Origin of the sequence: Halomonas halophila (assembly GCF_030406665.1) — a bacterium.
In the GTDB taxonomy this organism is placed as follows: domain Bacteria; phylum Pseudomonadota; class Gammaproteobacteria; order Pseudomonadales; family Halomonadaceae; genus Halomonas; species Halomonas halophila.
The window spans coordinates 1534081-1559975 of record NZ_CP129121.1; the positions used below are offsets into that span (position 1 = coordinate 1534081).

General features: G+C 67.2%; 22 protein-coding genes. 10 read left to right on the forward strand and 12 right to left on the reverse strand.

Annotated elements, in window-relative coordinates; all coding sequences use genetic code 11:
• Window positions 1–60: 60 nt before the first annotated feature.
• The gene (locus QWG60_RS07060; RefSeq protein WP_046080200.1) at window positions 61–1128 is read right to left on the reverse strand and encodes a L,D-transpeptidase family protein; all 1068 of its coding nucleotides are present in this window, start codon (window positions 1126–1128) and stop codon (window positions 61–63) included.
• Window positions 1129–1229: 101 nt separating this feature from the next.
• Window positions 1230–4679 carry a transcription-repair coupling factor gene (gene mfd / locus QWG60_RS07065; protein ID WP_082090959.1) on the reverse strand — a complete coding sequence of 1150 codons (3450 nt, stop codon included), beginning with the start codon at window positions 4677–4679 and terminating at the stop codon, window positions 1230–1232.
• Window positions 4680–4862: 183 nt separating this feature from the next.
• Between mfd and QWG60_RS07070 the strand changes: the two genes are divergently transcribed.
• The 9 genes from QWG60_RS07070 (at window position 4863) to sthA (ending at window position 14561) form a co-directional block, all read left to right on the forward strand.
• Window positions 4863–6326 carry a glyceraldehyde-3-phosphate dehydrogenase gene (locus QWG60_RS07070; RefSeq protein WP_035596136.1) on the forward strand — a complete coding sequence of 488 codons (1464 nt, stop codon included), beginning with the start codon at window positions 4863–4865 and terminating at the stop codon, window positions 6324–6326.
• Window positions 6327–6619: 293 nt separating this feature from the next.
• Window positions 6620–7969, forward strand: a complete 1350-nt coding sequence (locus QWG60_RS07075; RefSeq protein WP_046080202.1) for a Na(+)-translocating NADH-quinone reductase subunit A — start codon at window positions 6620–6622, stop codon at window positions 7967–7969.
• Window positions 7969–9195 (forward strand): NADH:ubiquinone reductase (Na(+)-transporting) subunit B, encoded by a 1227-nt coding sequence (locus tag QWG60_RS07080; RefSeq protein ID WP_146907977.1) that lies wholly within the window; start codon window positions 7969–7971, stop codon window positions 9193–9195. Before QWG60_RS07075 ends, QWG60_RS07080 begins: the two co-directional genes overlap by 1 nt.
• Window positions 9195–10004, forward strand: a complete 810-nt coding sequence (locus tag QWG60_RS07085; RefSeq protein WP_046080204.1) for a Na(+)-translocating NADH-quinone reductase subunit C — start codon at window positions 9195–9197, stop codon at window positions 10002–10004. Before QWG60_RS07080 ends, QWG60_RS07085 begins: the two co-directional genes overlap by 1 nt.
• A gap of 2 nt (window positions 10005–10006) precedes the next feature.
• Window positions 10007–10675: an NADH:ubiquinone reductase (Na(+)-transporting) subunit D gene (locus QWG60_RS07090; RefSeq protein ID WP_046080205.1), complete on the forward strand. Its 669-nt coding sequence runs from the start codon at window positions 10007–10009 to the stop codon at window positions 10673–10675.
• Window position 10676: 1 nt separating this feature from the next.
• Window positions 10677–11294, forward strand: a complete 618-nt coding sequence (nqrE, locus tag QWG60_RS07095) for an NADH:ubiquinone reductase (Na(+)-transporting) subunit E (protein ID WP_046080206.1) — start codon at window positions 10677–10679, stop codon at window positions 11292–11294.
• 69 nt (window positions 11295–11363) lie between these two features.
• Window positions 11364–12596, forward strand: coding sequence for an NADH:ubiquinone reductase (Na(+)-transporting) subunit F (nqrF, locus tag QWG60_RS07100; RefSeq protein WP_046080207.1), 1233 nt, complete (start codon window positions 11364–11366; stop codon window positions 12594–12596).
• Window positions 12597–12784: 188 nt separating this feature from the next.
• Window positions 12785–13042 (forward strand): (Na+)-NQR maturation NqrM, encoded by a 258-nt coding sequence (gene nqrM / locus QWG60_RS07105; RefSeq protein ID WP_046080208.1) that lies wholly within the window; start codon window positions 12785–12787, stop codon window positions 13040–13042.
• 127 nt (window positions 13043–13169) lie between these two features.
• Window positions 13170–14561 carry a Si-specific NAD(P)(+) transhydrogenase gene (sthA, locus tag QWG60_RS07110; protein ID WP_035596113.1) on the forward strand — a complete coding sequence of 464 codons (1392 nt, stop codon included), beginning with the start codon at window positions 13170–13172 and terminating at the stop codon, window positions 14559–14561.
• A 93-nt stretch (window positions 14562–14654) separates the two neighbouring features.
• Here the strand turns inward: sthA and QWG60_RS07115 are convergent, their stop codons facing one another.
• The 8 genes from QWG60_RS07115 to leuS form a co-directional block, all read right to left on the reverse strand.
• Entirely contained in the window at window positions 14655–15092 is a 438-nt protein-coding gene (locus QWG60_RS07115; RefSeq protein ID WP_146907978.1) for a DUF488 domain-containing protein, read from the reverse strand.
• Window positions 15089–15994: a PA2778 family cysteine peptidase gene (locus QWG60_RS07120; protein ID WP_290130936.1), complete on the reverse strand. Its 906-nt coding sequence runs from the start codon at window positions 15992–15994 to the stop codon at window positions 15089–15091. The genes QWG60_RS07115 and QWG60_RS07120 overlap by 4 nt, the downstream gene beginning before the upstream one ends.
• A gap of 80 nt (window positions 15995–16074) precedes the next feature.
• Entirely contained in the window at window positions 16075–16470 is a 396-nt protein-coding gene (locus QWG60_RS07125; protein WP_046080212.1) for a PA2779 family protein, read from the reverse strand.
• Between the two features lie 113 nt (window positions 16471–16583).
• The gene (locus tag QWG60_RS07130; protein ID WP_146907981.1) at window positions 16584–17717 is read right to left on the reverse strand and encodes a GGDEF domain-containing protein; all 1134 of its coding nucleotides are present in this window, start codon (window positions 17715–17717) and stop codon (window positions 16584–16586) included.
• The gene (locus QWG60_RS07135; protein ID WP_146907983.1) at window positions 17714–18184 is read right to left on the reverse strand and encodes a molybdopterin-dependent oxidoreductase; all 471 of its coding nucleotides are present in this window, start codon (window positions 18182–18184) and stop codon (window positions 17714–17716) included. Before QWG60_RS07135 ends, QWG60_RS07130 begins: the two co-directional genes overlap by 4 nt.
• 83 nt (window positions 18185–18267) lie before the next feature.
• The gene (gene holA, locus QWG60_RS07140) at window positions 18268–19326 is read right to left on the reverse strand and encodes a DNA polymerase III subunit delta (RefSeq protein WP_146907985.1); all 1059 of its coding nucleotides are present in this window, start codon (window positions 19324–19326) and stop codon (window positions 18268–18270) included.
• 7 nt (window positions 19327–19333) lie between these two features.
• The gene (locus QWG60_RS07145; RefSeq protein WP_035596101.1) at window positions 19334–19825 is read right to left on the reverse strand and encodes an LPS-assembly lipoprotein LptE; all 492 of its coding nucleotides are present in this window, start codon (window positions 19823–19825) and stop codon (window positions 19334–19336) included.
• Window positions 19826–19853: 28 nt separating this feature from the next.
• Complete coding sequence (leuS, locus tag QWG60_RS07150; RefSeq protein WP_146908194.1) at window positions 19854–22436, reverse strand: leucine--tRNA ligase; 2583 nt, start codon at window positions 22434–22436, stop codon at window positions 19854–19856.
• 238 nt (window positions 22437–22674) lie between these two features.
• On the opposite strand from leuS, the gene QWG60_RS07155 reads away from it, so the two are divergent.
• Window positions 22675–23196 (forward strand): zinc ribbon-containing protein, encoded by a 522-nt coding sequence (locus QWG60_RS07155; protein ID WP_035596095.1) that lies wholly within the window; start codon window positions 22675–22677, stop codon window positions 23194–23196.
• 238 nt (window positions 23197–23434) lie between these two features.
• Here the strand turns inward: QWG60_RS07155 and QWG60_RS07160 are convergent, their stop codons facing one another.
• Window positions 23435–24766 carry a hypothetical protein gene (locus QWG60_RS07160; protein WP_146908196.1) on the reverse strand — a complete coding sequence of 444 codons (1332 nt, stop codon included), beginning with the start codon at window positions 24764–24766 and terminating at the stop codon, window positions 23435–23437.
• A 110-nt stretch (window positions 24767–24876) separates the two neighbouring features.
• Entirely contained in the window at window positions 24877–25773 is an 897-nt protein-coding gene (locus QWG60_RS07165) for a LysR family transcriptional regulator (protein ID WP_146908198.1), read from the reverse strand.
• Window positions 25774–25895: the final 122 nt, after the last annotated feature.

The following is a 25895-nucleotide window of genomic DNA, read 5'->3' on the forward strand; positions in this document are numbered from 1 at the left end:
AAACGCGCAGGGCCCGGCAATTGCCGGGCCCTGTCGTCGTTGCGGCGGGGTGTTCGCGAGTCAGCCCCGTGACGCTTCTTCCTCGCCGGCATCATCGTTGGCGGCGATCAGCTGCAGCTGCTCATAGAAGCGAGGTGCAGGCTCGGGGGCCGGTGCCGGCTCGGGGGGCGTTTCCAGGGCGACGGGCATGCCGCCCGGCACTTCCACGACCTCGCGCAGCCGCGAGTAGTCCACCGCATAGTCGAGCCCCTCGGTGCTGGCGTCGACCTGATCCAGGGCCTCGGTGACGCGCTGGATGGTGGTGCCCTGCTTGTCGTCCAGGTAGGGGTAGGCCTGGACGTAGAGCGTGCCGTCGGACCAGCCCAGCTTGAAGCTCTCGTTGATGATGCGCACCTGGGTGCCTACCGAGACCTGGTCGAACAGGGTCTCTACATCCTCGGGCAGCATGCGCACGCAGCCGTGGGAGACCCGCATGCCCACGCCCTCCGGCTTGTTGGTGCCGTGGATCAGATAGCCCGGAATCCCGAGGCGCATCTTGCGCGTGCCCAGCGGGTTGTCGGGCCCGGCGGGCACCACGCTCGGCAGCGGGTCGCCGGCCTCGGCGTGTTCCCGGCGGATCGATTCCGGCGGATACCAGGCCGGATTGCGGACCATCTGGGTGATGGTGGTGTTGCCCAGCGGCGTCTCCCAGTCCTGGCGGCCCACGCCCAGCGGGTAGGTCTGGACGATGCGCCGTTCGCCGTCCTCGGCCGGCGGATAGTAGTAGAGCCGCATCTCGGCGACGTTGATCACGATGTCGTTACGCGGGGCGTCGGGCAGGATGAACTGACCGGGGATCGTCACCTCGGTGCCTTCGCCGGGGTACCAGACGCTGACGTCGGGGTTGGCCCGGACCATGGCGCGATAGCCGATGCCGTACTCGTGGCCGATGTCGATCAGGGTGTCTTCCTTGTCGGCCTCGACGGTGAAGACCTCGCCGACCAGGTCGCCTTCCTCGGGCAGATAATAGTAGCCGCGGGGCAGGTCCTCGCTGGCCTGCAGCGGGGCGGCGAGGGCGGTGGTCAGCCCGACCAGCAGGGTCGCGCGGGCCACGGTGCTGCGCAGGGGTGAAGGGATCATCTTGGTCATGTCTCGAATCGGGGGCGTCAGGGGGCGCTTCGCTCGCGCGGAGCGGCCATGTCGTTAGAGTGCCCGAGGTGGCGACGGTTCGCCAGTCGCCACCTCGGACTTCAGGCGGCTTCGGCCTTGCGGTTGAAGTGGTCGAGCAGCGCCTCGACCGCCGAGAAGCGTGCCTCTTCGGCTTCCATGTCGGCCTCGAAGCGCAGCGTGTCGGCACCCTCGAGGCGATAGCGATCGGGCTGGCGCTGGATCATCTCCACCAGCGTCAGCGGGTCGACGCCGGTGTGGCCGGCGAAGATCACCCGGCCCTTCTCGGGGCCGGCCTCCAGGCGAGCGATGCCCAACCGCTCGGCCCGCTGGCGCAGGCGGGTCTGGCGCAGCAGGGTCTTGACCGGTGCCGGCAGCAGCCCGAAGCGGTCGATCATCTCCACCTGTAGCTCCTTGAGCTCGGCCTCGGTCTCGGCGCCGGCGATGCGCTTGTACATCACCAGTCGCTGCTGGACGTCGTGGAGGTAGTCGTCCGGAATCAGCGCCGGCAGGTTGAGGCTGACTTCCACGCCGTCGTCGAGGGGCGCCTCGATATTGGGCGTCTTGCCCTCGCGGATCGCCTTGACGGCGCGATCGAGCATCTGCATGTAGAGGCTGTAGCCGAGCGCCTCCATCTGGCCGCTCTGCTCCTCGCCGAGTAGTTCGCCGGCGCCGCGGATCTCCATGTCGTGGCTGGCCAGGGTGAAGCCGGCCCCCAGGTCCTCGGCCTGGCCGATGGCCTCCAGGCGTTTCACGGCATCCTTGGTCATGGTCCGGGGCGGCGGCGCCAGCAGATAGGCGTAGGCCTGGTGGTGGCTGCGCCCGACCCGGCCGCGCAGCTGGTGCAGCTGGGCCAGGCCGAACTTGTCGGCGCGCTCGATGACGATGGTGTTGGCACTGGGCACGTCGATGCCGGTCTCGATGATGGTCGAGCACACCAGCACGTTGAAGCGCTTGTGATAGAAGTCCGACATCACCCGCTCCAGGGCGCGTTCGGGCAGCTGGCCGTGGGCCACGCCGACCCGCGCCTCGGGCACCAGCGAGCGCACCGTCTCCGCGGCGGTCTCGATGGTCTTGACTTCGTTATGCAGGAAGTAGACCTGGCCGCCGCGCAGGATCTCGCGCAGGATCGCTTCCTTGATCACCGCCTCGTCGCGCTGCTGGACGAAGGTCTTCACCGACAGCCGGCGGGCCGGTGGGGTGGCGATGATCGACAGGTCGCGGATGCCGCTCATGGCCATGTTGAGGGTGCGGGGAATCGGCGTGGCGGTGAGCGTGAGGATGTCGACCTCGGCGCGCAGGCCCTTGAGTCGCTCCTTCTGCGCGACGCCGAAGCGGTGCTCCTCGTCGATGATCAGCAGGCCCATCTTGGGGAAGCGCATCGACTTGGAGAGCAGCTTGTGGGTGCCGATGACGATGTCGGCCTGGCCGTCCTCGATACGCTTGGCGGCCGCGCTCTGGCCCTGACCGCCGGTGAAGCGCGAGATCAGCTCGATGTTGACCGCGGTGTCGGCGAAGCGGTCGCGGAAGTTCTCGTAGTGCTGGCGGGCGAGCAGGGTGGTGGGCACCAGCACGACGACCTGCTGGCCGGAGTGCACCGCCAGGAAGGCGGCGCGCATCGCCACCTCGGTCTTGCCGAAGCCGACGTCGCCGCAGACCACGCGGTCCATGGGGCGGGGGGCCGTCATGTCGCCGACCACCGCCTCGATGGCGGCGCGCTGGTCGGGCGTTTCCTCGAAGGGAAAGCTGGCAGCGAAGCGGGCGTACTCGGCGTCCGGCGCCTCGCAGGCGAAGCCTTCCCGGGCCTCGCGGCGGGCGTAGACGTCGAGCAGTTCGGCGGCGGTGTCGCGGATGCGCTCGGCGGCCTTCTTCTTGGCCTTGTCCCACTGCTCGGAGCCGAGCCGGTGCAGCGGCGCCAGCTCGTCGTCGACGCCGGCGTAGCGCGAGATCAGGTGCAGGCTGTCCACCGGCACGTAGAGCCTGGCGCCGTCGGCGTATTCCAGGGTGACGAACTCCGCCGCCTGGCCGCCGGCCTCCAGCGTCTCGAGGCCCTTGTAGCGGCCGACGCCGTGGGCCTGGTGGACCACCGGGGCACCGGGCTTGAGCTCGGCCAGGTGGCGGATCGCCAGCTCGTTGTCGTCGGTGGCCTTCTCGCGGCGGCGGCTCTGCCGCACCACCTCGCCGTAGAGCTCGGTCTCGCCGATCACGGCGATATCCGGCGACGTGAGCCACAGGCCGGCGTCGATGGTGCCCTCGGTGATGGCGGTGCGCTGATCGCTGTCGAGGAAGGCCGCGAAGTCGTCGACGTGGGGCAGGGGCAGGTTCAGCGGCGCGAGCGTTTCCTCGAGGGCCTCGCGGCGGCCGCGGGACTCGGCCACGAACAGCACCCGGGTGGCGTCGTGCTGGGCGAGGAAGTCCTCGAGTTCGGCCAGCGGGCGCTTGGCCCGGGCATTGACCGGCAGGTTCGGGGCCGGCCGCGCCGCCGGTACCTGGGCATGGCGGTGCTCGGTGTCGTCGGTGAGCTCGACCCGCGGATGGCGCTTGATGGCGCCGAATGCCTCGGCCACCGGCACGAAGGCGCGGTGGGGCGGCAGCAGCGGCCGCGTCGGATCGACGCCCAGGTTCTCGTAGCGGCTCTCGATGGCCGCCCAGTGGTGCTCGGCGGCCTCGAACACGCCGGGCAGCAGCGCCACCCGAGTGCCCTCGGCCAGATGATCGAACAGCGTCGCCGTTTCGTCGAAGAACAGCGGCAGGTACTGCTCGAGGCCGGGGGAGGGGATGCCCTTGAGGGCATCGACGTAGAGCGGGCACTGGCGCGGGTCGACGTCGAACAGCGTCTCGAAGCCCTCGCGGAAGCAGGCGATGGCGCCGCGCGACAGCGAGTACTCGTGGGCCGGCAGCAGCTCGACGCGCTCGACCCTGTCGGCGCTGCGCTGGGTGTCGGGATCGAAGTGACGCAGGGTGTCGATCTCGTCGTCGAACAGGTCGATGCGCAGCGGCGTCTCGTAGCCCATCGGGAAAAGGTCGATCAGCGCGCCGCGCAGGGCGTATTCGCCGGGCTCATAGACGGTTTCCACGGCGCGATAGCCGGCCCGCGACAGGCGGTCGCGGAAGCCTTCGCGGTCCAGCGTGGTGCCCACCTCGAGGGTCATCACCCGGCCGGCGATATAGTCCACCGGCGGCAGGCGCTGCATCAGGGTGTTGATCGGCACCAGCACGATGCCGTGCTCGCCGTCCTGAAGGCGGCGCAGGGTGCGCAGCCGTGCCGAGACGATGTCCTGGTGGGGCGAGAAGCTGTCGTAGGGCAGCGTTTCCCAGTCGGGGAAGGGCAGCACCGGCAGTCGTGAATAGAAGGCCAGGTCGTCTTCCAGGCGCTGGGCGGCGGCGGTGTCGGCGGTGACCACCAGCAGCGGCGCATCCTCGGCGAGGTGCGCCAGGGCCAGGGCGGTCGCGCTGCCGGGTGGCGTCTGCCAGTAGAGGGTGTCGCGAAGGCCCGTGGGGCGGGGTGGGTCGAGAGGCGAGAAGGTCGGCATGGGCGTCGCTTGCATCGTGTCCAATGGGTGACTGGAGGGCATCTTAACAGCCCGGTCGCGTCATGTAGTGAAACCCGAATTCCTGTAAATCCCCTACAGCGTCTGCGACCATCCCGCGATTGCCCCCTGGTGCTTGGCCTCGGATAATGCCTCACGAATCTCAACCCCACGGAGAGGCCCCACGTGAGTCAGCAACCCCTCGATACCGTCTTCCAGGAATGGCACGACAACCAGGCGCTCGCCGAGCAGATGATCCCGATGATCGGCAGCCTGTACCGTCACAACAACGTCGTGACTACCCTGTACGGGCGTTCGCTGTTCAACCGCAGCGTGATTCGCATCCTCAAGGACCACCGGTTCGTGCGCAAGATCGAGGGCACCGAGCTGTCCGTTCAGGACACCTTCCCGCTGGTCAAGGCCATGACCGAGCTGAACCTGGGGCCGGCCCACGTCGACGTGGGCAAGCTGGGTGTGGCCTACAAGAAGCAGGGTGGTGGCGATGCGGTGGCCTTCCTGCGCCGCGAGCTGGCCGAGATCGTCGATGGTCATTGCAAGGATACCGGTAACGGCGAGCCGAAGGACGTGGTGCTCTACGGTTTCGGCCGTATCGGCCGCATCCTGGCGCGGGTGCTGGTCGAGAAGGCCGGCGGTGGCAATCTGCTGCGCCTGCGGGCCATCGTGGTGCGCGGCCGCGGCGACATCGCCAAGGACCTGGAGAAGCGAGCCAGCCTGCTGCGCCGCGACAGCGTCCACGGGCCCTTCGACGGCACCATCAGCGTCGATCCGGAAGCCCGCACCCTGACCGCCAACGGCAACGTCATCAAGGTGATCTACGCCGATTCGCCGTCCGAGATCGACTACACCGAGTACGGCATCAACAACGCCGTGGTGGTCGACAACACCGGCATCTGGCGCGACGAGGACGGCCTGGGCCAGCACCTGGCCTGCAAGGGCGTGGCCAAGGCGCTGCTGACCGCACCGGGCAAGGGCGACCTCAAGAACATCGTCTACGGCATCAATCATCAGGACATCAGCGACGATGACCGCATCATCTCGGCCGCGTCCTGTACCACCAATGCCATCGTGCCGGCCCTCAAGGCGCTGAACGACGAGTACGGCATCGTCCATGGCCACGTCGAGACGGTGCACTCCTACACCAACGACCAGAACCTGATCGACAACTACCACAAGGGCGACCGCCGCGGCCGCAGTGCGCCGCTCAACATGGTGCTGACCGAAACCGGGGCCGCCAAGGCAGTAGCCAAGGCGCTGCCGGAGCTGGGCGGCAAGCTGACCGGCAACGCCATCCGCGTGCCGACGCCAAACGTCTCCATGGCGATCCTCAACCTGACCCTGGAGCGCGAGACCGACGTCGAGGCCCTGAACGACTACCTGCGCCGCATGTCGATCGACTCTCAGTATCAGAAGCAGATCGACTACGTCGACTCCCCCGAGGTGGTGTCCACCGACTTCGTCGGCAATCGTCACGCCGGCATCGTCGACGCCCAGGCGACCATCGCCAACGGCAACCATGCCGTCCTCTACGTGTGGTACGACAACGAGTTCGGCTACAGCTGCCAGGTGATCCGTATCCTGCAGCACATTTCCAACGTGGCCTTCCTCAAGCTGCCCCACGCTCAGGGCTGAGCCTTCCCGGCCCGTCGCACCCCGCCCCGGCCGTCGGCCGGGGCCTCCCCAACCGCCTCTCCCTCAACGCTTTTTCCACCCTTCTGCGACACTTCGCCACTTGCCCCCGATGGACTTCTGCGACCTTCCGGCAGGTAGTCATTCCACTGGCTTCTCTTTATAATGCGGGGGATTTTTCGGGGTGGTTCGAGTTCGCCTCGGGCCCGACTGGTTACATTCTGAACAACTCACAAGAATCCGATCCAATCGCACCCCTTTCCTTCGTATATCAGATCCATCAACTGGGCGAGACTATGATCGAAGTCAAGAAAGGCCTGGATCTCCCCATCACGGGAGCCCCGGAGCAGCGTGTCGAAGACGCGCGTCCGGTGCGCCACGTGGCGGTTCTCGGTACCGACTACATCGGCATGAAGCCGACCATGGAGGTTCGAGAGGGGGACAAGGTCAAGCTGGGCGACCTGCTGTTCACGGACAAGAAGATCGATGGCGTGCGCTTCACGGCGCCGGCCGGCGGTGAAGTCGTCGCCATCAACCGCGGTGAGAAGCGCAGGCTGCTGTCCGTGGTGATCAAGGTCGACGAGTCCGAAGACGCAGTGGAATTCGCCTCCTACAGCCGTGACAAGCTGGCCTCCCTGGAGCGTCAGGCAGTGGTCGACCAGCTGGTCGAATCCGGTCTCTGGACCGCGCTGCGCACCCGTCCCTTCTCCCGCACGCCGGCCATCGATGGTGTGCCGAACGACATCTTCGTCACCGCCATCGATACCCATCCGCTGTCCGCCGACCCCGCCACGATCGTCCAGGCCGAGTCCCAGGCCTTCGAGGACGGCCTCAAGGTGCTGACGCGTCTGACAGAAGGCAAGGTCTTCCTGTGCGGCGCGCAGGGCGCCGAGCTCCCGGGAGGCGACGTTCAGGGCGTGCAGGCCGAGAGCTTCGGCGGCCCGCATCCGGCCGGCCTGGTGGGCACGCACATCCATCATCTCTCGCCCGTGGGCCTGCAGAAGAAGGTCTGGCACATCGGCTACCAGGACGTCATCGCCTTCGGCAAGCTGTTCACCGAGGGCAAGCTCGACGTCAGCCGCGTGGTGGCCGTGGGCGGTCCGCGTGCCGAGCAGCCGCGCCTGCTGCGCACCCGCGTCGGGGCCAGTACCGAAGAGCTGCTGGCCGGCGAGGTCCGCGAGCCCGATGACACGCGAGTGATCTCCGGTTCGGTGTTCTCCGGTTTCACCGCCGAGGGCAGCCTGCGCTACGTGGGCCGCTTCAACACCCAGCTCAGTCTGCTCGAGGAAGGCAACAAGCGCAGCTTCATGGGCTGGCTGTCGCCGGGTTCGAACCGCCATTCGGTGCTGGGCATCTACCTTTCGCGCATCAAGGGCCTCAAGAACTACGCACCGACCACCTCCACCAACGGGTCCGAGCGGGCCATGGTGCCGGTAGGGGCCTACGAGGAAGTGATGCCGCTGGACATCCTGCCCACCCAGCTGCTGCGCTCGCTGATCGTCGGCGACATCGAGACCGCCATGCAGCTCGGTTGCCTGGAGCTGGATGAGGAGGACCTGGCGCTGTGCACCTACGTGTGCCCCGGCAAGTACGAGTATGGTCCCATCCTGCGCGATAACCTCACCATGATCGAGAAAGAGGCCTGATGATGGGTATCCGACAGACACTCGAGAATCTCGAGCCGCACTTTCACAAGGGCGGCAAATACGAGAAGTTCTACCCGCTTTTCGAGGCGGTGGACACCATCTTCTACACGCCGCCCAGCGTCGCCAAGACCACGGCCCACGTGCGTGACGGCATCGACCTGAAGCGCATCATGATCACGGTGTGGCTCTGCACCTTCCCGGCCATGTTCTTCGGCATGTGGAACGCCGGCTGGCAGGCCAACGTGGCCATCGCCGACGGCTTCGGCGCCGCCGGCGGCTGGCGCGAGGCCATCGTCATGACCCTGGCGGGCGGCCACGACCCGGCGAGCCTGTGGGGCAACTTCGTGCTTGGTGCCACCTACTTCCTGCCGATCTACCTGGTGACCTTCGCGGTCGGTGGCTTCTGGGAAGTGCTGTTCGCCGTCAAGCGCGGCCACGAGGTCAACGAGGGCTTCTTCGTCACCTCCGTGCTGTATGCCCTGATCCTGCCGGCCACCATCCCGCTGTGGCAGGTGGCGCTCGGCATCACCTTCGGCGTGGTGATCGGCAAGGAGATCTTCGGCGGCACCGGCAAGAACTTCCTCAACCCGGCGCTGACCGGTCGTGCCTTCCTGTACTTCGCCTATCCGGCACAGATCTCCGGCGACTCCGTGTGGGTGGCCGCCGATGGCTACACCGGCGCCACCGCGCTCTCCACCGCCTTCCAGAGCGGCATGAGCGCGCTGACCGACCAGTTCAGCTGGTGGGACGCCTTCTACGGCTTCATCCCGGGCTCGGTGGGCGAGACCTCGACGCTGGCCATCCTGATCGGCGCCGCGGTGCTGCTGTGGACCAAGATCGCGTCCTGGCGGATCATGCTGGGCGTGTTCCTGGGCATGGTGGCGACCAGCCTGCTGTTCAACCTGGTCGGCTCCGACACCAATCCGATGTTCGCCATGCCGTGGTACTGGCACCTGGTGATCGGCGGCTTCGCCTTCGGCATGGTGTTCATGGCCACTGACCCGGTCTCCGCCTCCATGACCAACCAGGGCCGCTTCATCTTCGGTACCCTGATCGGTGTCATGACCGTGCTGATCCGCGTCGTCAACCCGGCCTTCCCGGAGGGCATCATGCTGGCGATCCTGTTCGCCAACCTGTTCGCCCCGCTGATCGACCACTTCTTTGTTCAGGCCAACATCAAGCGCCGCCAACAGCGCACCGGTGTGCCGGCCGAGGAGAACGCCTGATGGCACAGAGCAACAACTCCATCAAGAAGATCCTGACGGTGGCGTTCGCACTTTGCATCGTGTGTTCGGTGATCGTCTCCACCGCCGCGGTCGGCCTGCGTGCCAAGCAGCAGCTCAACCAGGAGCTCGACCGCAAGTCGAACATCCTCGACGTGGCGGGGCTCTATGAGCCCGGCACCGACGTCGAGGAGGCCTTCGAACAGGTCACGCCGCGGGTCGTCGACCTGCGCAGCGGCGAGTACACCGACCAGTTCGATGCGGCTACCTACGACAGCTTCCAGGCGGCCCGCGATCCGGCCCAGTCCCGTACCCTTTCCGGGGAGAAGGACATCGCCGGCCTGTCGCGCCAGGAGAACTACACTACCGTCTACCTGGTCGGCGACCCGGACGATCCCGAGCAGATCATCCTGCCGGTGCGGGGCCAGGGCCTGTGGGGCCTGATGCGCGGTTACCTGGCGGTGCAGGGCGATGGCAACACCATCGAAGGCATCACCTTCTACTCTCACTCCGAGACCCCGGGTCTCGGCGGCGAGGTCGACAACCCGCGCTGGAAGGCTCAGTGGGACGGTAAGGAGATCTTCGCCGAGGCCGACAGCGTCCAGCCTGACATCGCTCTCGTGAAAGGCGGCGCCAGCGGCGAGACCGAGGTCGACGCGCTCTCCGGCGCCTCGCTGACCAGCAAGGGCGTCACCAACCTCCTGCAGTTCTGGCTGAGCCCCGAGGGCTTCGGCGAGTACCTCGCCCGGTTCCGCAGCGGCATCGAGCGTGAGACCGTGCAGGATGCCTCCACCGACACTGAAGGAGCCTGATGATGTCTGCACCGACTCCCAAGGGCGTCCTGGTAACGCCGATCTTCAAGAACAACCCCATCGCGCTGCAGATCCTGGGGATCTGCTCCGCGCTGGCGGTGACCAGCAGCATGAGCGTGTCGCTGGTCATGTCCCTGGCGGTGATCTTCGTCACCTCGCTGTCGAACTTCTTCGTCTCGCTGATCCGCAACCACATTCCGTCGTCGATCCGCATCATCGTGCAGATGACGATCATCGCCTCGCTGGTGATCGTGGTGGACCAGATCCTCAAGGCCTATGCCTATGAGATGTCCAAGCAGCTGTCGGTCTTCGTCGGCCTGATCATCACCAACTGCATCGTGATGGGCCGCGCCGAAGGCTTCGCCATGACTAACGGCCCGGGCCTGTCCTTCCTGGACGGCGTGGGCAACGGCATCGGCTACGGCTTCATCCTGATGACCGTCGGCTTCTTCCGCGAGCTGTTCGGTTCCGGCAGCGTGTTCGGCTTCACCGTGCTCGAGACCGTGCAGAACGGTGGCTGGTATGTGCCCAACGGCCTGATGCTGCTGCCGCCGTCCGCGTTCTTCATCATCGGCCTGATCATCTGGGTGCTGCGTGCCATCAACCCGGAACAGGTCGAGGAAAACGAGTTCAAGATGAAGGAAAACACCCAGCCGAAGGAGGCCGTGTAAGATGCAACACTATCTGAGCCTGTTCGTCGCCTCGGTCTTCGTCGAGAACATGGCCCTGGCGTTCTTCCTGGGCATGTGTACCTTCCTGGCGGTGTCCAAGAAGGTCTCCTCGGCCTTCGGCCTGGGCATCGCGGTCATCGTGGTGCTGACCATCACCGTGCCGGTCAACAACCTGTTGCTGACCTACCTGCTCGAAGAGGGTGCCCTGACCTGGACCGGTCTGGCCGGGGCCGAGAACATCGACCTGTCGTTCCTCGGCTACCTGAGCTACATCGGCGTGATCGCGGCCATCGTGCAGATTCTCGAGATGTTCCTCGACAAGTACGTGCCGGCGCTCTACAACGCCCTGGGCGTGTTCCTGCCGCTGATCACCGTGAACTGCGCGATCCTCGGTGCGACCCTGTTCATGTCCGAGCGCAACTATGACCTCGGTGAATCCGTGGTCTACGGCCTCGGCGCCGGGGTGGGCTGGGCACTGGCCATCACCGCGCTGGCCGGTATCCGCGAGAAGCTCAAGTACAGTGACGTGCCGGCCTCCCTGCAGGGCCTGGGCATCACCTTCATCACGGTGGGCCTGATGTCGCTGGGCTTCATGTCCTTCTCCGGCATCCAGCTCTGAGGCGGCTTCCGGCGGCGCGTGTGGCGCGCCGCCGGTGTGACCAGTCAATGCTAGCAATAGGAAACCGACATGGTTGATACAACAGTCATCTTGCTCGGTGTGGTCATGTTCACCGTGATCATCATCGGTCTGACGGCGGTGATCCTGGCCGCCCGCAGCAAGCTCGTCAGCACCGGGGACGTGACCATCGAGATCAACGAAGATCCCGATCACACCCTGACCACCCAGGCCGGCGGCAAGCTGCTGAACACCCTGGCCGCCAACGGCATCTTCCTGTCCTCCGCCTGTGGTGGCGGCGGCTCCTGCGCCCAGTGCCGGTGCCGCGTGGAAGAGGGCGGTGGCTCCATCCTGCCCACCGAGGAGTCCCACTTCACCCTGCGCGAGAAGAAGGAAGGCTGGCGCCTGTCCTGCCAGGTGCCGGTGAAGCAGGACATGAAGATCGAGGTGCCCGAGGAGGTCTTCGGCGTCAAGAAGTGGGAATGCGAGGTCATCGAGAACCCCAACGTCGCCACCTTCATCAAGGAGCTCAACCTGCGTCTGCCCGAAGGCGAGGACGTGGCCTTCCGTGCCGGCGGCTACGTGCAGCTGGTGGCGCCGCCCTATGACGTCAAGTTCTCCGACTTCGACATCGAGGAAGAGTACCGCGGCGACTGGGAGAAGTTCGGGCTGTTCAACGTCTCCCACAAGAACGACGAGGAAATCATCCGGGCCTATTCCATGGCGAACTACCCGGAAGAGAAGGGCATCCTCAAGTTCAATATCCGTATCGCCACGCCCCCGCCCAACACCAACCATCCGCCGGGCCTGATGTCCACCTACGTCTTCAGCCTGAAGCCGGGTGACAAGGTCACGGTGATGGGGCCCTTCGGCGAGTTCTTCGCCAAGGACACCGACGCCGAAATGGTGTTCGTGGGCGGCGGTGCCGGCATGGCGCCGATGCGCAGCCACATCTTCGACCAGCTCAAGCGTCTCGATACCAAGCGCAAGATCAGCTTCTGGTACGGCGCGCGCTCCTGGCGCGAGACCTTCTACAACGAAGAGTACGACCAGCTGGCCGAGGAGCACGACAACTTCGACTGGCATCTGGCGCTGTCCGATCCGCAGCCCGAGGACAACTGGGAAGGCCCGACGGGCTTCATCCACAACGTCCTCTACGAGAACTACCTCAAGGACCATCCGGCTCCCGAGGACTGCGAGTTCTACATGTGCGGACCGCCCATGATGAACGCCTCCGTGATCAAGATGCTGCTGGATCTCGGGGTCGAACCCGAGAACATCATGCTCGACGACTTCGGCGGCTGATCGCCCCACGGCAACCGTCAGGGCTGGCCTCCGGGCCAGCCCTGATTGGTTCCGCCGCCCGATATGCCTCCCGTCAGGCGGCATATCAGGCGACGGCACCCTTCAGTGGCAGCCCTTCCCGGGGATCACTGCGGCGCTGACGTGGTCCCAAGGGCAACACCCTTTCTGCGAACTCGATGGAGCACTCTATGGGCACCTTTCTCGTGGTACTGGTCTTCATGCTGGTGATCATGGCCGCCATGGCCATCGGCGTCATCGTCGCCCGGAAGCCGATCGCCGGCAGCTGCGGCGGACTCAACAAGCTCGGCCTCAAGGAAGGCTGCGAGGTCTGTGGCGGCCAGGACGAGGTCTGCGAAGAGGAAAACCGCAAGCGCCAGGGCGGTGCTCGCCGCCGCAGCGACGAGAGCCGCGGGGCGGATCTCGGCTACGACGCGACCCGCCGCTAGTCGCATCGGACCCATCCGGGCGAGGGGCGAGGAGCGACGTGGCAGGGCTCCTCGCCCTTTCGCGTTTCGGGAAGTCGATGACGACCGTCCCCCGTCTTTTTCAGGCAAACAGGAGAGCGAAGGCTTCATGGCAGTCCATAACTACGATGTGGTGGTGATCGGCACCGGGCCGGCCGGCGAGAGCGCGGCCATCAATGCGGCCAAGCACGGCAAGCGCGTGGCGGTGGTGGAGAAGCAGCCCGTGGTGGGCGGCAACTGCACCCACTGGGGCACGATTCCCTCCAAGGCGCTGCGCCACCAGGTCAAGCAGATCCTGTCGTTCAACACCAATCGTATGTTCAGGGACATCGGCGAGCCGCGCTGGTTCTCGTTTCCGAAGGTCATGGAGCGTTCCCGCGTCACCATCGACCAGCAGGTGGCGATGCGGACCAACTTCTATGCGCGCAATCGCATCGATCTGTTCAGCGGCGTGGCGCGCTTCAAGGACGCCCATACCCTGATCGTGCGCGGCGAGGGCGAGAGCGCCGACGAGCTGGTAGCCGAGCGGATCATCATCGCCACCGGCTCGCGGCCCTACCGGCCGGCCGACATCGATTTCCAGCACCCGCGCATCTACTGCTCGGACACCATCCTCGGACTCAACCACACCCCGCGCACCATGATCATCTTCGGCGCCGGCGTGATCGGCTGCGAATACGCTTCGATCTTCTCGGGCCTTGGGCTCAAGGTCGATCTGATCAACAGCCGCGACAGCCTGCTGTCGTTCCTCGACGACGAGATCAGCGATGCGCTGTCCTACCACCTGCGCAAGCACGGGGTGCTGATCCGCCACAACGAGGAGTACGAGCGGGTCGAAGGCGACGAGTCCGGCGTGACCGTGTACCTCAAGTCCGGCAAGCGGCTGCGCGCCGACGCCTTCCTGTGGGCCAACGGCCGCACCGGCAACACCGACGAGCTGGGGCTGGAAAACGTCGGCCTCGAGGCCAACGGCCGCGGCCAGCTGCAGGTCGACGATCACTATCGCACGGCGATTCCGCATATCTATGCCGCCGGCGACGTCATCGGCTGGCCGAGCCTCGCCAGCGCGGCCTATGACCAGGGGCTGAATGCCTGCGACGGGCTGCTTGACCGCGAGTATCGCTACGTCACCGAGGTACCGACCGGCATCTACACGATTCCGGAGATCAGCTCCTTCGGTCGCAACGAGCGCGAACTTACCGAGGCCAAGGTGCCCTACGAGGTGGCGCAGGCGTTCTTCAAGGACACCGCCCGGGCGCAGATCACTGGCGACACGGTGGGCATGCTCAAGATCCTCTTCGATCAGGACACGCTGGAGATCTACGGTATCCACTGCTTCGGCGACCAGGCCTCGGAAATCGTCCATATCGGCCAGGCGATCATGCAGCAGGAGGGCGAGGCCAACACCCTCGAGTACTTCGTCAGCACCACCTTCAACTACCCCACCATGGCCGAGGCCTATCGGGTCGCGGCACAGAACGGGTTGAATCGACTGTTCTGACGGCTGCCGGGAAGTCGTCGGCCGCATGAGACGACGGCGCCCCTCGGGGCGCCGTCGGTCGTTCATGCCAGTGATTGACGTAAGTCGTTGAGATCAGGCATCGGCGGGTGGCTCGCGATCCTGGTACCCGTAACACGGCGGTGAGCTGGGCTCTCGATCCAGGGCATCCTCTTCCTCCAGTGCCCTCAGCAGCGCATCGCGCAGGATTGTCAGATAGGAGTCGTCCAGCTCACGGACGGCCGTGAGCAGCGTCAGGCGTCCGGCCCTGGCGTGGCGCATGAGTGGCACGAGGACGTCAGGATGGTCGCGCAGTTCGCCGCGATAGCGTACCGCGAACACGGCATCGCTGATCTCTCCCTCGTGGAACTGGCGCCGCAGGGTGGGCGAGGGCGAGGCATCGCGATACCAGTCGGCCAGCGCCAGCGACTCGCGGCGCTTGCCACGCGGCCACAGCCTGTCGACCAATACCCTGGCGCCGTCGTCGGGCTCGGGTGCCTGGTAGATCCGTTTGAGGACGATATCCGCGCTCATGCGTCACTCTCCGTCTCCAGCGCCTGACGTTCCTGTCGGGCGCGTGCCTGCCAGGGGCCGGGCAGTGTCGCGGCACGAGACAGGGCCGTCCGGGCGGTGTCGAGGCGCCCCTGATCGGTGGCGACGATGCCCAGGTTCAGCCAGGCCGGCGCGAGCTCCGGGTCCGCGTCGACCGCGGCCTGAAAAGCCCTCATGGCGCCGTCGGCGTCGCCGGTGGCGTGTCGCGCGTTACCCAGAGCGAAGCGCACCGTGGCGGCCTTGGGATGGCGCTCGGCCAGGGCCTGCCAGGCGGGCAGGGCGTCCTCGCTCCCGTTCAGGGTCTCGAAATCGGCGATGGCCTGTGTGGCATTCTCGACTCCGGCATCGGCCGGCAGTTCGCCGGGCGGCAGGGCGACGAAGGCCCAGCGGTCGCTGCGTGCCCAGGTGGCATCGAAACGGCCGAAGTCGATGGCGCGCTCCGGTGTCATGCCGGTATGCAGCACCAGCTCCTCGGCCGGCAGGTCGTAGCCGATGGCGACGGCATAGTGCCACTGGGGCCAGGCCGGTAGTGACAGGTTCTGCATCACCACCACCGGATGGCCGGCGGCGAGCTCATCGAGCAGGCCCGCGAAGCCTCCGTCGAGGCGAAAGGGAATCAGCCCGTGGCGGCGCACCGTGGCCAGCATCTCCGGCTGTACGCTGCCGTCGCGGCCGGGCAGGAAGACCTGGGGGATCAGCTCGTTCACGCTCACGTCGAGGCCGGTGGCCTCGAGGGCCATGGCCAGCGAGGCCGGGCCGCACTGGTAGTCGCGCTGGCCGTGGAAGGGCACCGCCTCGTTGATTGCCATCGACGGCAGTGCCTGGCGGGTGGCGGGGGAAAGCGACGGGGTGGTGGCGCAGCCCGTCAGCAGCAGAAGCGTCATCACCAACGCAAGAACGCCCGCGGGGCGGGCGTTCTTGCGTCCGGCTGTAGTGGATAGGCCGGTCATGGGGAACTCCCGGCTTAGCGGGTGAACGGGTAGACGTCGGTGAGGCCGAGGATGTCGGTCACCAGCAGGATGATGAAGACCGCGAACAGGGCACCGACCACGCCGGCGCCGGCGGGCATCTGGTCGAGGCGGTCTGCCATCTCGCGGGCCTCGGCATCGGACAGGGCGGCCACGCGGTTTTCCACCTCGGCCGGGGAGACGCCCTGGAGCAGCAGCTGCTGCTGCACGTCCTCGCGGGCCAGGACCCGGCGGATCTTGTCGCGATCCTGCTGGCTGGCCTGGGCGTCGAGCACCGAGGTGGTGCCGACCAGCCCCTGGTCGGCGGCAGGCACGGCGGCCACGGCCGGCAGGCTGCCGAGCACCAGGGCGAGGATCAGGAGCGGGCTTAAGAGTCGGGTGAGTCGTTTCATGCTGGCATTCCTTGTGTATCGGGATGGTCCGGCTCGGTGTCGCTCCACATGGGCGTCCTTGCGCCATGCCGGCGGCGATGCGGGGACAGTATAGGGGATAAGGGCGGCCGGTTTCACGCTTGGGCGTTGATTTCCAACCGGTTGCGTCCGTTCTGCTTGGCACGGTAGAGGCCCCTGTCGGCGCGCGAGTAGAGCTGAGCCAGCGTGTCCCCGCCGCCTCGGGTCGTGGCCAGGCCCAGGCTGATGGTCAGCCGTTGCTCGCCGGCCTGGCCGGGCAGGGGCAGGCCGGCCGTGGCCTCGCGCAGCCGTTCGCCCAGTTGTCGGGCGCCCTCCAGGCCGGTGTTCGGCATCAGCACGGCGAACTCCTCGCCGCCCAGTCGTGCCACCAGATCCGATTCCCGCCCCAGGCGGGCGAACTCGGCCGCCACGGCCTGCAGCACCGCATCGCCGGCCGGGTGGCCGTAGCGGTCGTTGAACCGCTTGAAGTGGTCGAGATCGATCAGCAGCAGGCTCAGCTCGCCGCCGTCGCGCCGGTTGAGCTCGAGATAGCGTTCCGCGACCTCCCACAGGCGGCGGCGATTGGCGAGCCGGGTGAGCTCATCGGTGACGCTCAGTTCGCGCAGCGACCGCCACTGGCGATGGATGCGTGCCAGCGCCAGCATCAAGGCGGCGGCCACCAGCAGCACCAGGATGACCAGCAGGACCACCGCCAGACTCAGCCATTTCATCAGTCGCTGCTGATCGGCGGCGGCACGGTGAACATCCTCCAGCAGGCTGCTGTAGGTCCAGGCGAGCGTGCTCTCCAGCTCGTGCCCCAGGCGATGAAGCTGCGGGACATCCATGTCGGTGCCACCGTCCGGCGCAGCGATCACCGATGCCAGCCGTTGGTACAGGGTTTCCGCCTGCGAGAGTTCGGCGAGCATGGGCGCATAGCGCGCCTCGCCGATCTCGCTGCGCGAGAGGCCCTGGCGGATGGTGCCGATCCGCTCGGGGACGCGCGCCACCAGGCTGGCGATCCGCGTCAGATGCCAGCGATGGTGGGGGTGGTTGCGCAAGGCGTTCAGCTCGAGCCGAAGCTCGGCGGTGTCTTCCTGGGCGCGCACCAGGTCGCCGGCCAGGGCCGAGTAGTCGGCCCCAAGGTGGCGACCGGCCTGGAGGCTGAAGGCGCCTGCCACGATGGCGCCGAGCGCCGCCAGCAGGCAGAAGCCCGCCAGCAGGCCGGAGCGCAGGCCGGGAGCCGGGGTCACCGCGCCTGGATTTCGCCGATGGCCCAGATCCACTGGCTCATCGGCGCTTCACCGGTCAGTGTCGCCTCGGCATCCGCCGGTACGATCAGCATCAGCGGCCCCAGCTCCTCCGGCGTGAGGGGATCGCCGTCCAGACGCGTGGCCAGCAGGAAACGCCGCGCCTCGCGATCGGCAGGCGTGAGGAAGCTGGTGTAGTCGTCCAGGGCGATGAAGCGCAGCCGCGAGGCCTCGTCGAGCTGCTGGTCCTCGAGGAAGTCATCCAGCCAGACGCCGCTGAAGGTGCCTTCGGGGCCTTCGAAGTGGCGCATCGTCACCTGGCCGGCGTCGCTTCGCTCGATCTCCTCGAGGGTCAGCTGGCGCGTCTCGGTACCGGTGCGGATGTCCAGGATCGGTTCTGCCGCCGACGCGACGGCGGGGCAGAGGGCGGCGGCGATCAGGGTGGAGAGCATCAGGCGTCGTGGGAACATCGTGCAATGCCTCAACAAGGGGATGCCGATTATCATACCCCGAAGCCTGGTGCCTGTGGGCGTGGAGACCGTGCCCTGTCGATTCAACCGACGCGGTAGGAGTGAGGCGACTCGGCCAGCAGGCCGCGACCGCCGGCGAGCGTCAGGGCCAGGTCGTGCAGGCCTTCCCACAGCGGGATGGTGCCGGCGCCCTTGATCGCCAGATCCAGGCGCTGGGCGAACAGCAGCAGCTTGTGCAGGCGCTTCATGGGCAGGCGTTTCAAGGCCTGCTGGTAGGCAGGGCGGCGCTTGTCGAAGATCGGCGGCTTCTGTGCCTTGCAGGCGTGCTCCAGGCTCTGGCCCTGATCGAGATGCTGATGCAACGACAGCAGCAGCCGCAGCTCTCGGGTCAGCGCCCACAGCACGATCGGTGGCTCGACGCCCTCGCCGCGCAGGCCGGTCATGATCCGCGAGACCCGTGCCCGCTCGCCCTTGAGGCAGGCGTCCATCAGCGTGAAGACGTCGAAGCGCGCGCTGTCCTCCACGCCACCGGCGACCTGCTGGGGAGCGATGCGGGCGCCGGGCGGCGAGAGCAGGGCCAGCTTCTGCAGCTCCTGGTCGGCGGCCAGCAGGTTGCCCTCGGTGCGCTCGCCGAGCAGGCGGGCGGCATCGAGATCGAGGTTCAGGCCGTGGTGCGAAGCGCGATCGCGCAGCCAGAAGTGCAGACGCGAGACGTCCACCGGCCACACCGGGACGAACAGGCCGGCCTTGTCGAGCGCCTTGAACCAGGCGCTCTTCTGCTCGCGGTAGTCGAGCTTGCCGGCCGCCACCAGCAGCACGTTGTCGCTGTCGGCCATGCCCTCGGCGTACTCGCGCAGCTCCTTGGCGCCTTCCTGGCCGGGCTTGCCGTTGCCCAGGCGCAGTTCGATGAGCTTGCGCGAGGCGAACAGCGACAGGCTGGCGGACGCCTCGGTCAGCCGCCCCCAGGCGAAGTTGGCCTCGACGTGGAGCACCTCGCGTTCTTCGATACCCGCCTGGCGCGCCGAGGCCCGCACGGCGTCACAGGCCTCGCGGTGCTGGAGGGGCTCGTCGCCGGCGACGATCACCACCGGCGGCAGCGATTTGGCCAGCGCCGGCTCGAGCTTGTCGGGAAAGACCTTCACGACGACCTCAGTTCGGTGACAGGGCGCGCAGGCGATCCATCAGCCGCCGGACGCCTTCCCGACGCAGCCGCTCGGAGGCCGCTTCACGCAGCTCGTCGCCGACCAGCAGGTTGCTGTCGCTGATCGAATAGCGCTCGCTGACCTCCACGACCTGCTGGTCGAGCCGGTAGGCGCCGTCGCGACGGCGCTGGACCGAGAAGGGCACGCTCAGGGTCAGCTCGCGCTCCTGGCTGCCGCTGCTGAGCACGCCCAGGCGCTGTTCCTCGATGCGCTCGGCGCCGAGGTTGAGCACCATCGGCGCGTCGTCGCGGACCGCCACGCCGGCGGACTCGAGCCGCCGGGTGACCTGGCGCGAGAACTCGCCGGAGGCGCCGGCCACGGCCAGCGCCTCCAGGTCCAGGGCCGGCTCGTCGAAGCCGCGCAGCCGGAAGCCGCAGCCGCCGAGGGTGAGGCCGGCGGCGCCGGCCAGGGTGAAGCGCAGGAAGTCACGCCGTTGCATTTGGCTCTCTCCTTGGCCGGCGGTCGGCTCAGCCGACGACGATGTTGACCAGCTTGCCCGGGACCACGATCACCTTGCGCACCGTCTTGCCCTCGAGGTGGCGCTGGACGTTCTCGGCGGCCATGGCCTGGGCCTCGATGGCGGCCTTGTCGGCCTCGGCCGGCACCTCGAGACGAGCGCGCAGCTTGCCGTTGACCTGCACCACCAGCTCGATGGTGTCCCGGGCCAGGGCGGACGCGTCGACGGTCGGCCAGCGGGCGTCGATGGCCGGCTCGTCATGGCCCAGCTCGGCCCACAGCGCATGGCAGGCGTGGGGGGTGATCGGCGCCAGCAGCAGCACGCAGTCCTCGACGGCCTCGCGGGACACGGCCAGGCCGAGCGGGCTTTCATCCTCGAACTTGCCGATCGCATTGGTCAGCTCCATCACCGCGGCGATGGCGGTGTTGAAGGTGGTGCGTCGGCCGATGTCGTCGCTGGCTTTCTGGATAGTTTCGTGGGTCTTGCGACGCAGCTCGCGCTGATCGTCGTTCAGGGCGTCGACGTCGAGCTCGCCCGGGGTGCCGGCCTCGACATGCTCGGCCACCATTCGCCACAGGCGCTTGAGGAAGCGATGGGCGCCCTCGACGCCGGAGTCGGACCACTCGAGGGACTGCTCGGGCGGCGCGGCGAACATCATGAACAGGCGCACGGTGTCGGCACCGAAGCGGTCGATCATCGCCTGGGGATCGACGCCGTTGTTCTTGGACTTGGACATCTTCTCGATGCCGCCCATCTCCACCGGCTGGCCGTCTTCCTCGAGCACGGCGCTCAGCGGCCGTCCCTTGTCGTCGCGCTGGACGCTGACGTCGGCCGGGTTGAACCACTCCTTGCCGCCATTGGCCTCGGGGCGATAGAAGGTCTCGGCGATCACCATGCCCTGGGTCAGCAGGCGCTGGAACGGCTCGTCGGACTCGACCAGGCCGAAGTCGCGCATCAGCTTGTGGAAGAAGCGCGCGTAGAGCAGGTGCAGGATGGCGTGCTCGATGCCGCCGATGTAGAGGTCCACCGGCAGCCAGTAGTTGGCGCGCTCGTCGAGCATGGCCTCCGGGTTGTCGGCGCAGGCGAAGCGCGCGTAGTACCAGGAGGACTCCATGAAGGTGTCGAAGGTATCGGTCTCGCGCACCCAGCCGTCGCCCAGATCGCTGAACTCGGGCATCTTCTTGAGCGGCGAGCCGGAGGCGTCGACGGTGACTTCCAGCGGCAGGGCGACCGGCAGCTCGTCGTCGGTGAGCGGCACGGTCTGGCCCTCGGGGCCGTACTTGACCGGGATCGGCGCGCCCCAGTAGCGCTGGCGGGCCACGCCCCAGTCGCGCAGGCGGAAGTTGGTCTTGACCTCGCCGTGGCCTTGCTCGGCCAGGCGGGCGGCGATGGCGTCGAAGGCCGCCTGGAAGTCGAGGCCGTCGAACTCGCCGGAGTTGATCAGCACGCCGTGCTCATCAAAGGCGCCCTGGCTGAGGTCCGGTGTCTGGCCGTTGTCGTCGGCGATGACCGGCTCGATGGGCAGCGCGTACTTGGTCGCGAACTCCCAGTCGCGCTGGTCATGGGCGGGGACGGCCATCACCGCGCCGGTGCCGAACTCCATGAGCACGAAGTTGGCCACGTAGACCGGCACGCGACGCCCGGTGAGCGGGTGCACGGCCTGGTAGCCGGTGGCCATGCCCTTCTTTTCCTTGGTGGCGAGCTCGGCCTCGGAGGTGCCGCCGTGGGCGCACTCCTCGAGGAAGTCGGCCAGCTCGGCATTGCCCTCGGCGGCGGCCTTGGCCAGTGGATGCCCGGCGGCCACGGCGAGATAGGTCACGCCCATCAGCGTGTCGGGGCGAGTGGTGTAGACGCGCAGTGGCTCGAGGGCGTTGTCGTCATGGTCGGCGACGTCGAAGGCCAGCTCGACGCCCCTGGACTTGCCGATCCAGTTGCGCTGCATGGTCTTGACCTGCTCGGGCCAGTCGACCTTGTCGAGATCCGCCAACAGCTCATCGGCGTAGTCGGTGATCTTGAGGAACCACAGCGGGATGTCCTTGCGCTCGACCGGCGCGCCGGAGCGCCAGCCGCAGCCGTCGATCACCTGCTCGTTGGCCAGCACGGTCTGGTCGACCGGGTCCCAGTTGACCGTGGACATCTTCTTGTAGACCAGGCCCTTCTCGACGAGCTTGGTGAAGAACCACTGTTCCCAGCGATAGTAGTCGGCATCGCAGGTGGCGAACTCGCGGTCCCAGTCGTAGGCGAAGCCAAGCGCCTTGAGCTGGCCGCGCATGTAGTCGATGTTCTGGTAGGTCCACTCGCCGGGCGGCACCTGGTTCTTGATCGCCGCGTTCTCGGCCGGCATGCCGAAGGCGTCCCAGCCCATCGGCTGCAGGACGTTCTTGCCCTGCATGCGCTGGAAGCGGGAGACGACGTCGCCGATGGTGTAGTTACGCACATGCCCCATGTGCAGCTTGCCGCTGGGGTAGGGGAACATCGACAGGCAGTAGTACTTCTCGCGGCCGGCGTCTTCCACTGCCTTGAAGCAGGCGTTCTTCTCCCAGTACTGCTGGGCGTCGCGTTCGATTTCTCGGGGCTGGTATTGTGCGTCCATCGCTGTCTTCGGGTACCTTGCTAGTCGAGCGCGGCGCGCGTGGCGCGGCGCATGTCAGCGGGCCTTGTCCGGCGTCAGGGTTGGCCCCATTGATTGGGGGAAGCCATTGATTCGCCGACGGCATATCGTCTAAATGGAAGAACCTCTGGGGCGCAAGGATACCCCAGCACGGCGGGCGCCGGCTATGGTGGCGGCGCCGCGACCCCGATGCGGACAGGACACGGACAGGAGAACTGCGATGAGCGATCAACCGCAAGACCCCCATGAGGACCATCGCCTCAAGGATGCCTACGAACGCGTGCTGGAGCGGCTGCAGGAGGGCGCCGGCGAGCTGAACCGCGAGTCGTTGCAGAAGGAGCTCGACGAGGCGATCGAGTTCGAGGCCGAGGTGGAAGAGTTCACCCGGGATGAGCTCTCGCTGCTGCGCGCCTGGGTCGATCGCGACCTCAAGGAAATGCGCCACTACCTGAGCGCCGGCGGGCACAGCGTCGCCCACTGGTTGGGCGTCGATCTCTCGGTGCTGTCGCGCCGGGTGGTGGAGTCGCTGCTGTCGATCGCCGATCGCAGCCGGGTCGAACGCGAACGCCTGGAAGACGACCTCGAGGCCTCGCGGGCCGACTATACCGCCGGTGAAATGGCCGTGCCGGGGCGCATGGCCTGCACCCACTGCGACGCCGTGGTCGAGCTGAACGAAGTGGCCCGCCTCGAGCCCTGCCACCAGTGCGGCCACCGCTACTTCATGCGTGCGCCGCTGGACTGAGCCCACCGCCCCCTGAGGCCGATCCAGCGCTCAGGGGGTATTTCTTTCTGCCCGTGTTTTAAGGTGATGTCAGAAAGTTGGCGAGCGAAGGTTAGGGCTAGCCCCCTTCCCGACGGGGCAACGCACTTCCCACCTCCCTGTGGGTCGCAAGGCAAAAATCAACGAGGAGGCGGACCGGGCTCGCGCACGAGGCGATTTTTAACGCCGTATAACCGAGCGTAGGCCTTTCTGGCGCGCCTTACGCCAGCCAGGTGATCATTCCCACCACCAGCGTCGCCATGATCAGCGCGTAGCGCAGATTCTCTCGCATCATCAGCCCGCCGCTGACGCCATAGCGCCCCTGCAGCGACAGGTTGATCCCCGACAGCGGCCCGACGCTGGTGCCCACGGCCCAGGCCGCCAGGGCGACGAAGGCGAACAGCGTCTGCTCCGACGCCGCCAGGTCCAGCACCGAGGCCAGCACCGAGACGCCGATGATCGGGTGCAGCCCGGCCACGGCGCTGACCACGATGGCGAGAAAGCTGCTGATCGCCTGGGGAGCGCCGAAGTGTGCGAACAGCGTCCAGCCGCCCTCGGTGGCGGCGTCGGCGAGCGTCGATAGCCCCTGGGTCAGCAGCCCCGCGCACAGGAACAGCGAGATCTCGCCGCGCATGGCCGGCAGTCGGGTCAGGGTGTGCTGGCGCAGGCGACCGGCGGTCCAGTGCAGGCCACGGGGCAGGTTGGCCGCCAGCGCCGCACCGGGCATCAGGAAGGTGATGATGGCGACGATGGAGAGCCCCGGCGTCAGCCCGAAGTGAAAGCCCATCACCAGCGCGGCCATCACCACCGGCAGCAGCAGGCTCCTCGGCGCCATCGAGAAGCCGGCGGTGTCGGTCAGGTCGAAGCGCCGCGGCAGCTCGATCAGGGTTACCAGTCCCGCACACAGCGCCAGCGGCAGGCCGTGGGCCAGCACGGTGGCGTAGTCCATGCCCGGCGCCAGGGTGATGACGATGCCCATGGAGGCGAAGAAGGGCGACCACAGCGCGGCGCTGGACAGCCCGCGGTTGAGCGCCAGCAGCTGGGGCGTGGTCAGCGGCGCGCGACGCGCCAGGCGATCGCCGACCATGAACACCGTCGACAGGTTGAGGATGGTGCCGAGCAGGTGCACCCCGAGCCAGGTGCCGGCGAGGCCGCGACGCCCGGTGACCGGCGGCCCCGAAGGACGCGATCGGCCGCGACGATTGCCGATCAGGCCGATGAAGCTGACACCCACCAGCATCGCTACCACCTGGGTGTTGGCGTCCAGCAGGTGCGGCCAGTCCACCCGGGCACCGTAGACGAACGCCGCGAACAGCAGCAGGCCGACGCCGATGCCCGCCAGCAGCCCCGCCTGACGGCGGTTGCGGCGAGACAGGTCGGGCCACAGCAGGGCGATGCCCAGCCACAGGGCCGGACCGGTCAGCGCCTCGGCGCCGGGCAGCCAGGCCAGTCCCGCGATGCGCGACAGCAGCCCGACGAGAATCGCCAGGCCGGCCAGGGCATGGCGGAGGCCGACGCCGGATGAGGTCACTGCTTCGGTCTGGGCGGGCATGACGGGGTCCTGGCAGGCGAGAAGACAGGCTTGCTCGGAAGCTCGACGGAAAAATAGCATCCTAAGCAAGGCCAGCGGCAGCCTTCAAGTTGGCTGCTCCGGCCGCCATCTTATGTCGGCCACTGCAGTGCCGCGCCTTCACGGGCGGCCTCGAGGCGATCGAGCATCGCCCGGGCGGCGTTGGAGAGGGTGCGGCTGCGGTGCACCAGATAGCCCAGCGGGCGCCGGATCGGCGGGTGATCCACCTCGAGCACGTGCAGCTCTCCGGCCGCGAGGCCTTCCGGCAGCAGGCTCCAGCCCAGGCCGATGGCGGTCATCATCTTCAGCGTCTCGAGGTAGTTGGTGGAAAGCGTCACCGGCAGGCGCAGGCCGGCGGCGGCGAAGCGCGACTCGATCAGCCCGCGGGTGAAGGTCAGCGGTCCCGGCAGCACGGCATCGAAGTCGCACAGCTCGCTCAGGGCCAGCGGGCCGCGTGAGGCCAGGGGGTGATCATGGGCGCAGACGAAGCACAGCCGGTCGATCCACACCGGCACCACCTGAAGCTGGGCGTCGGGATGCGGTGCCAGGGTGGCCACGGCGATTTCCAGCGTGCCGTCGAGCACGCCCTGGTAGGCCTGCTCGGAGTCCTCGAAGCGCAGGTCGAGCCGAACTTCGGGATGCTGGCGGGTATAGTCCTTGAGCAGCGGCGGCAGCCGGTGCAGGCCGATATGATGGCTGGTGGACAGCGTCAGGCTGCCTGCCACCTGGCCGTCCAGGTTGCCCAGCGCACGCCGGCTGTCGTCCACCATCACCAGGATCTGCCGGGCCCGGGGCAGCAGCAGGCGGCCGGCCTCGGTCAGCGTCACCCGGCGGCCGATGCGGTCGAACAGTCGCGCCCCGACCTGATCCTCGAGCACCGCGATGCGCTTGCTGACCGCCGGCTGGGTGAGATGCAGCTGCTCGCCGGCACGGGAGAAGCTGCCGCCGTCGGCCACGGCGAGGAAGGCCTGCAGGCTCTGGGTATCCATTCGGGCTCCAGCGTTGTGGGCGAAGGGGGAACTCTGTATTCCTTTATGGAATCCTTTGAATAAATAACATGAATTGCTTTTATGTGCGCGTCGCGGGACACTCACGCCAAAGCGCAACGCAC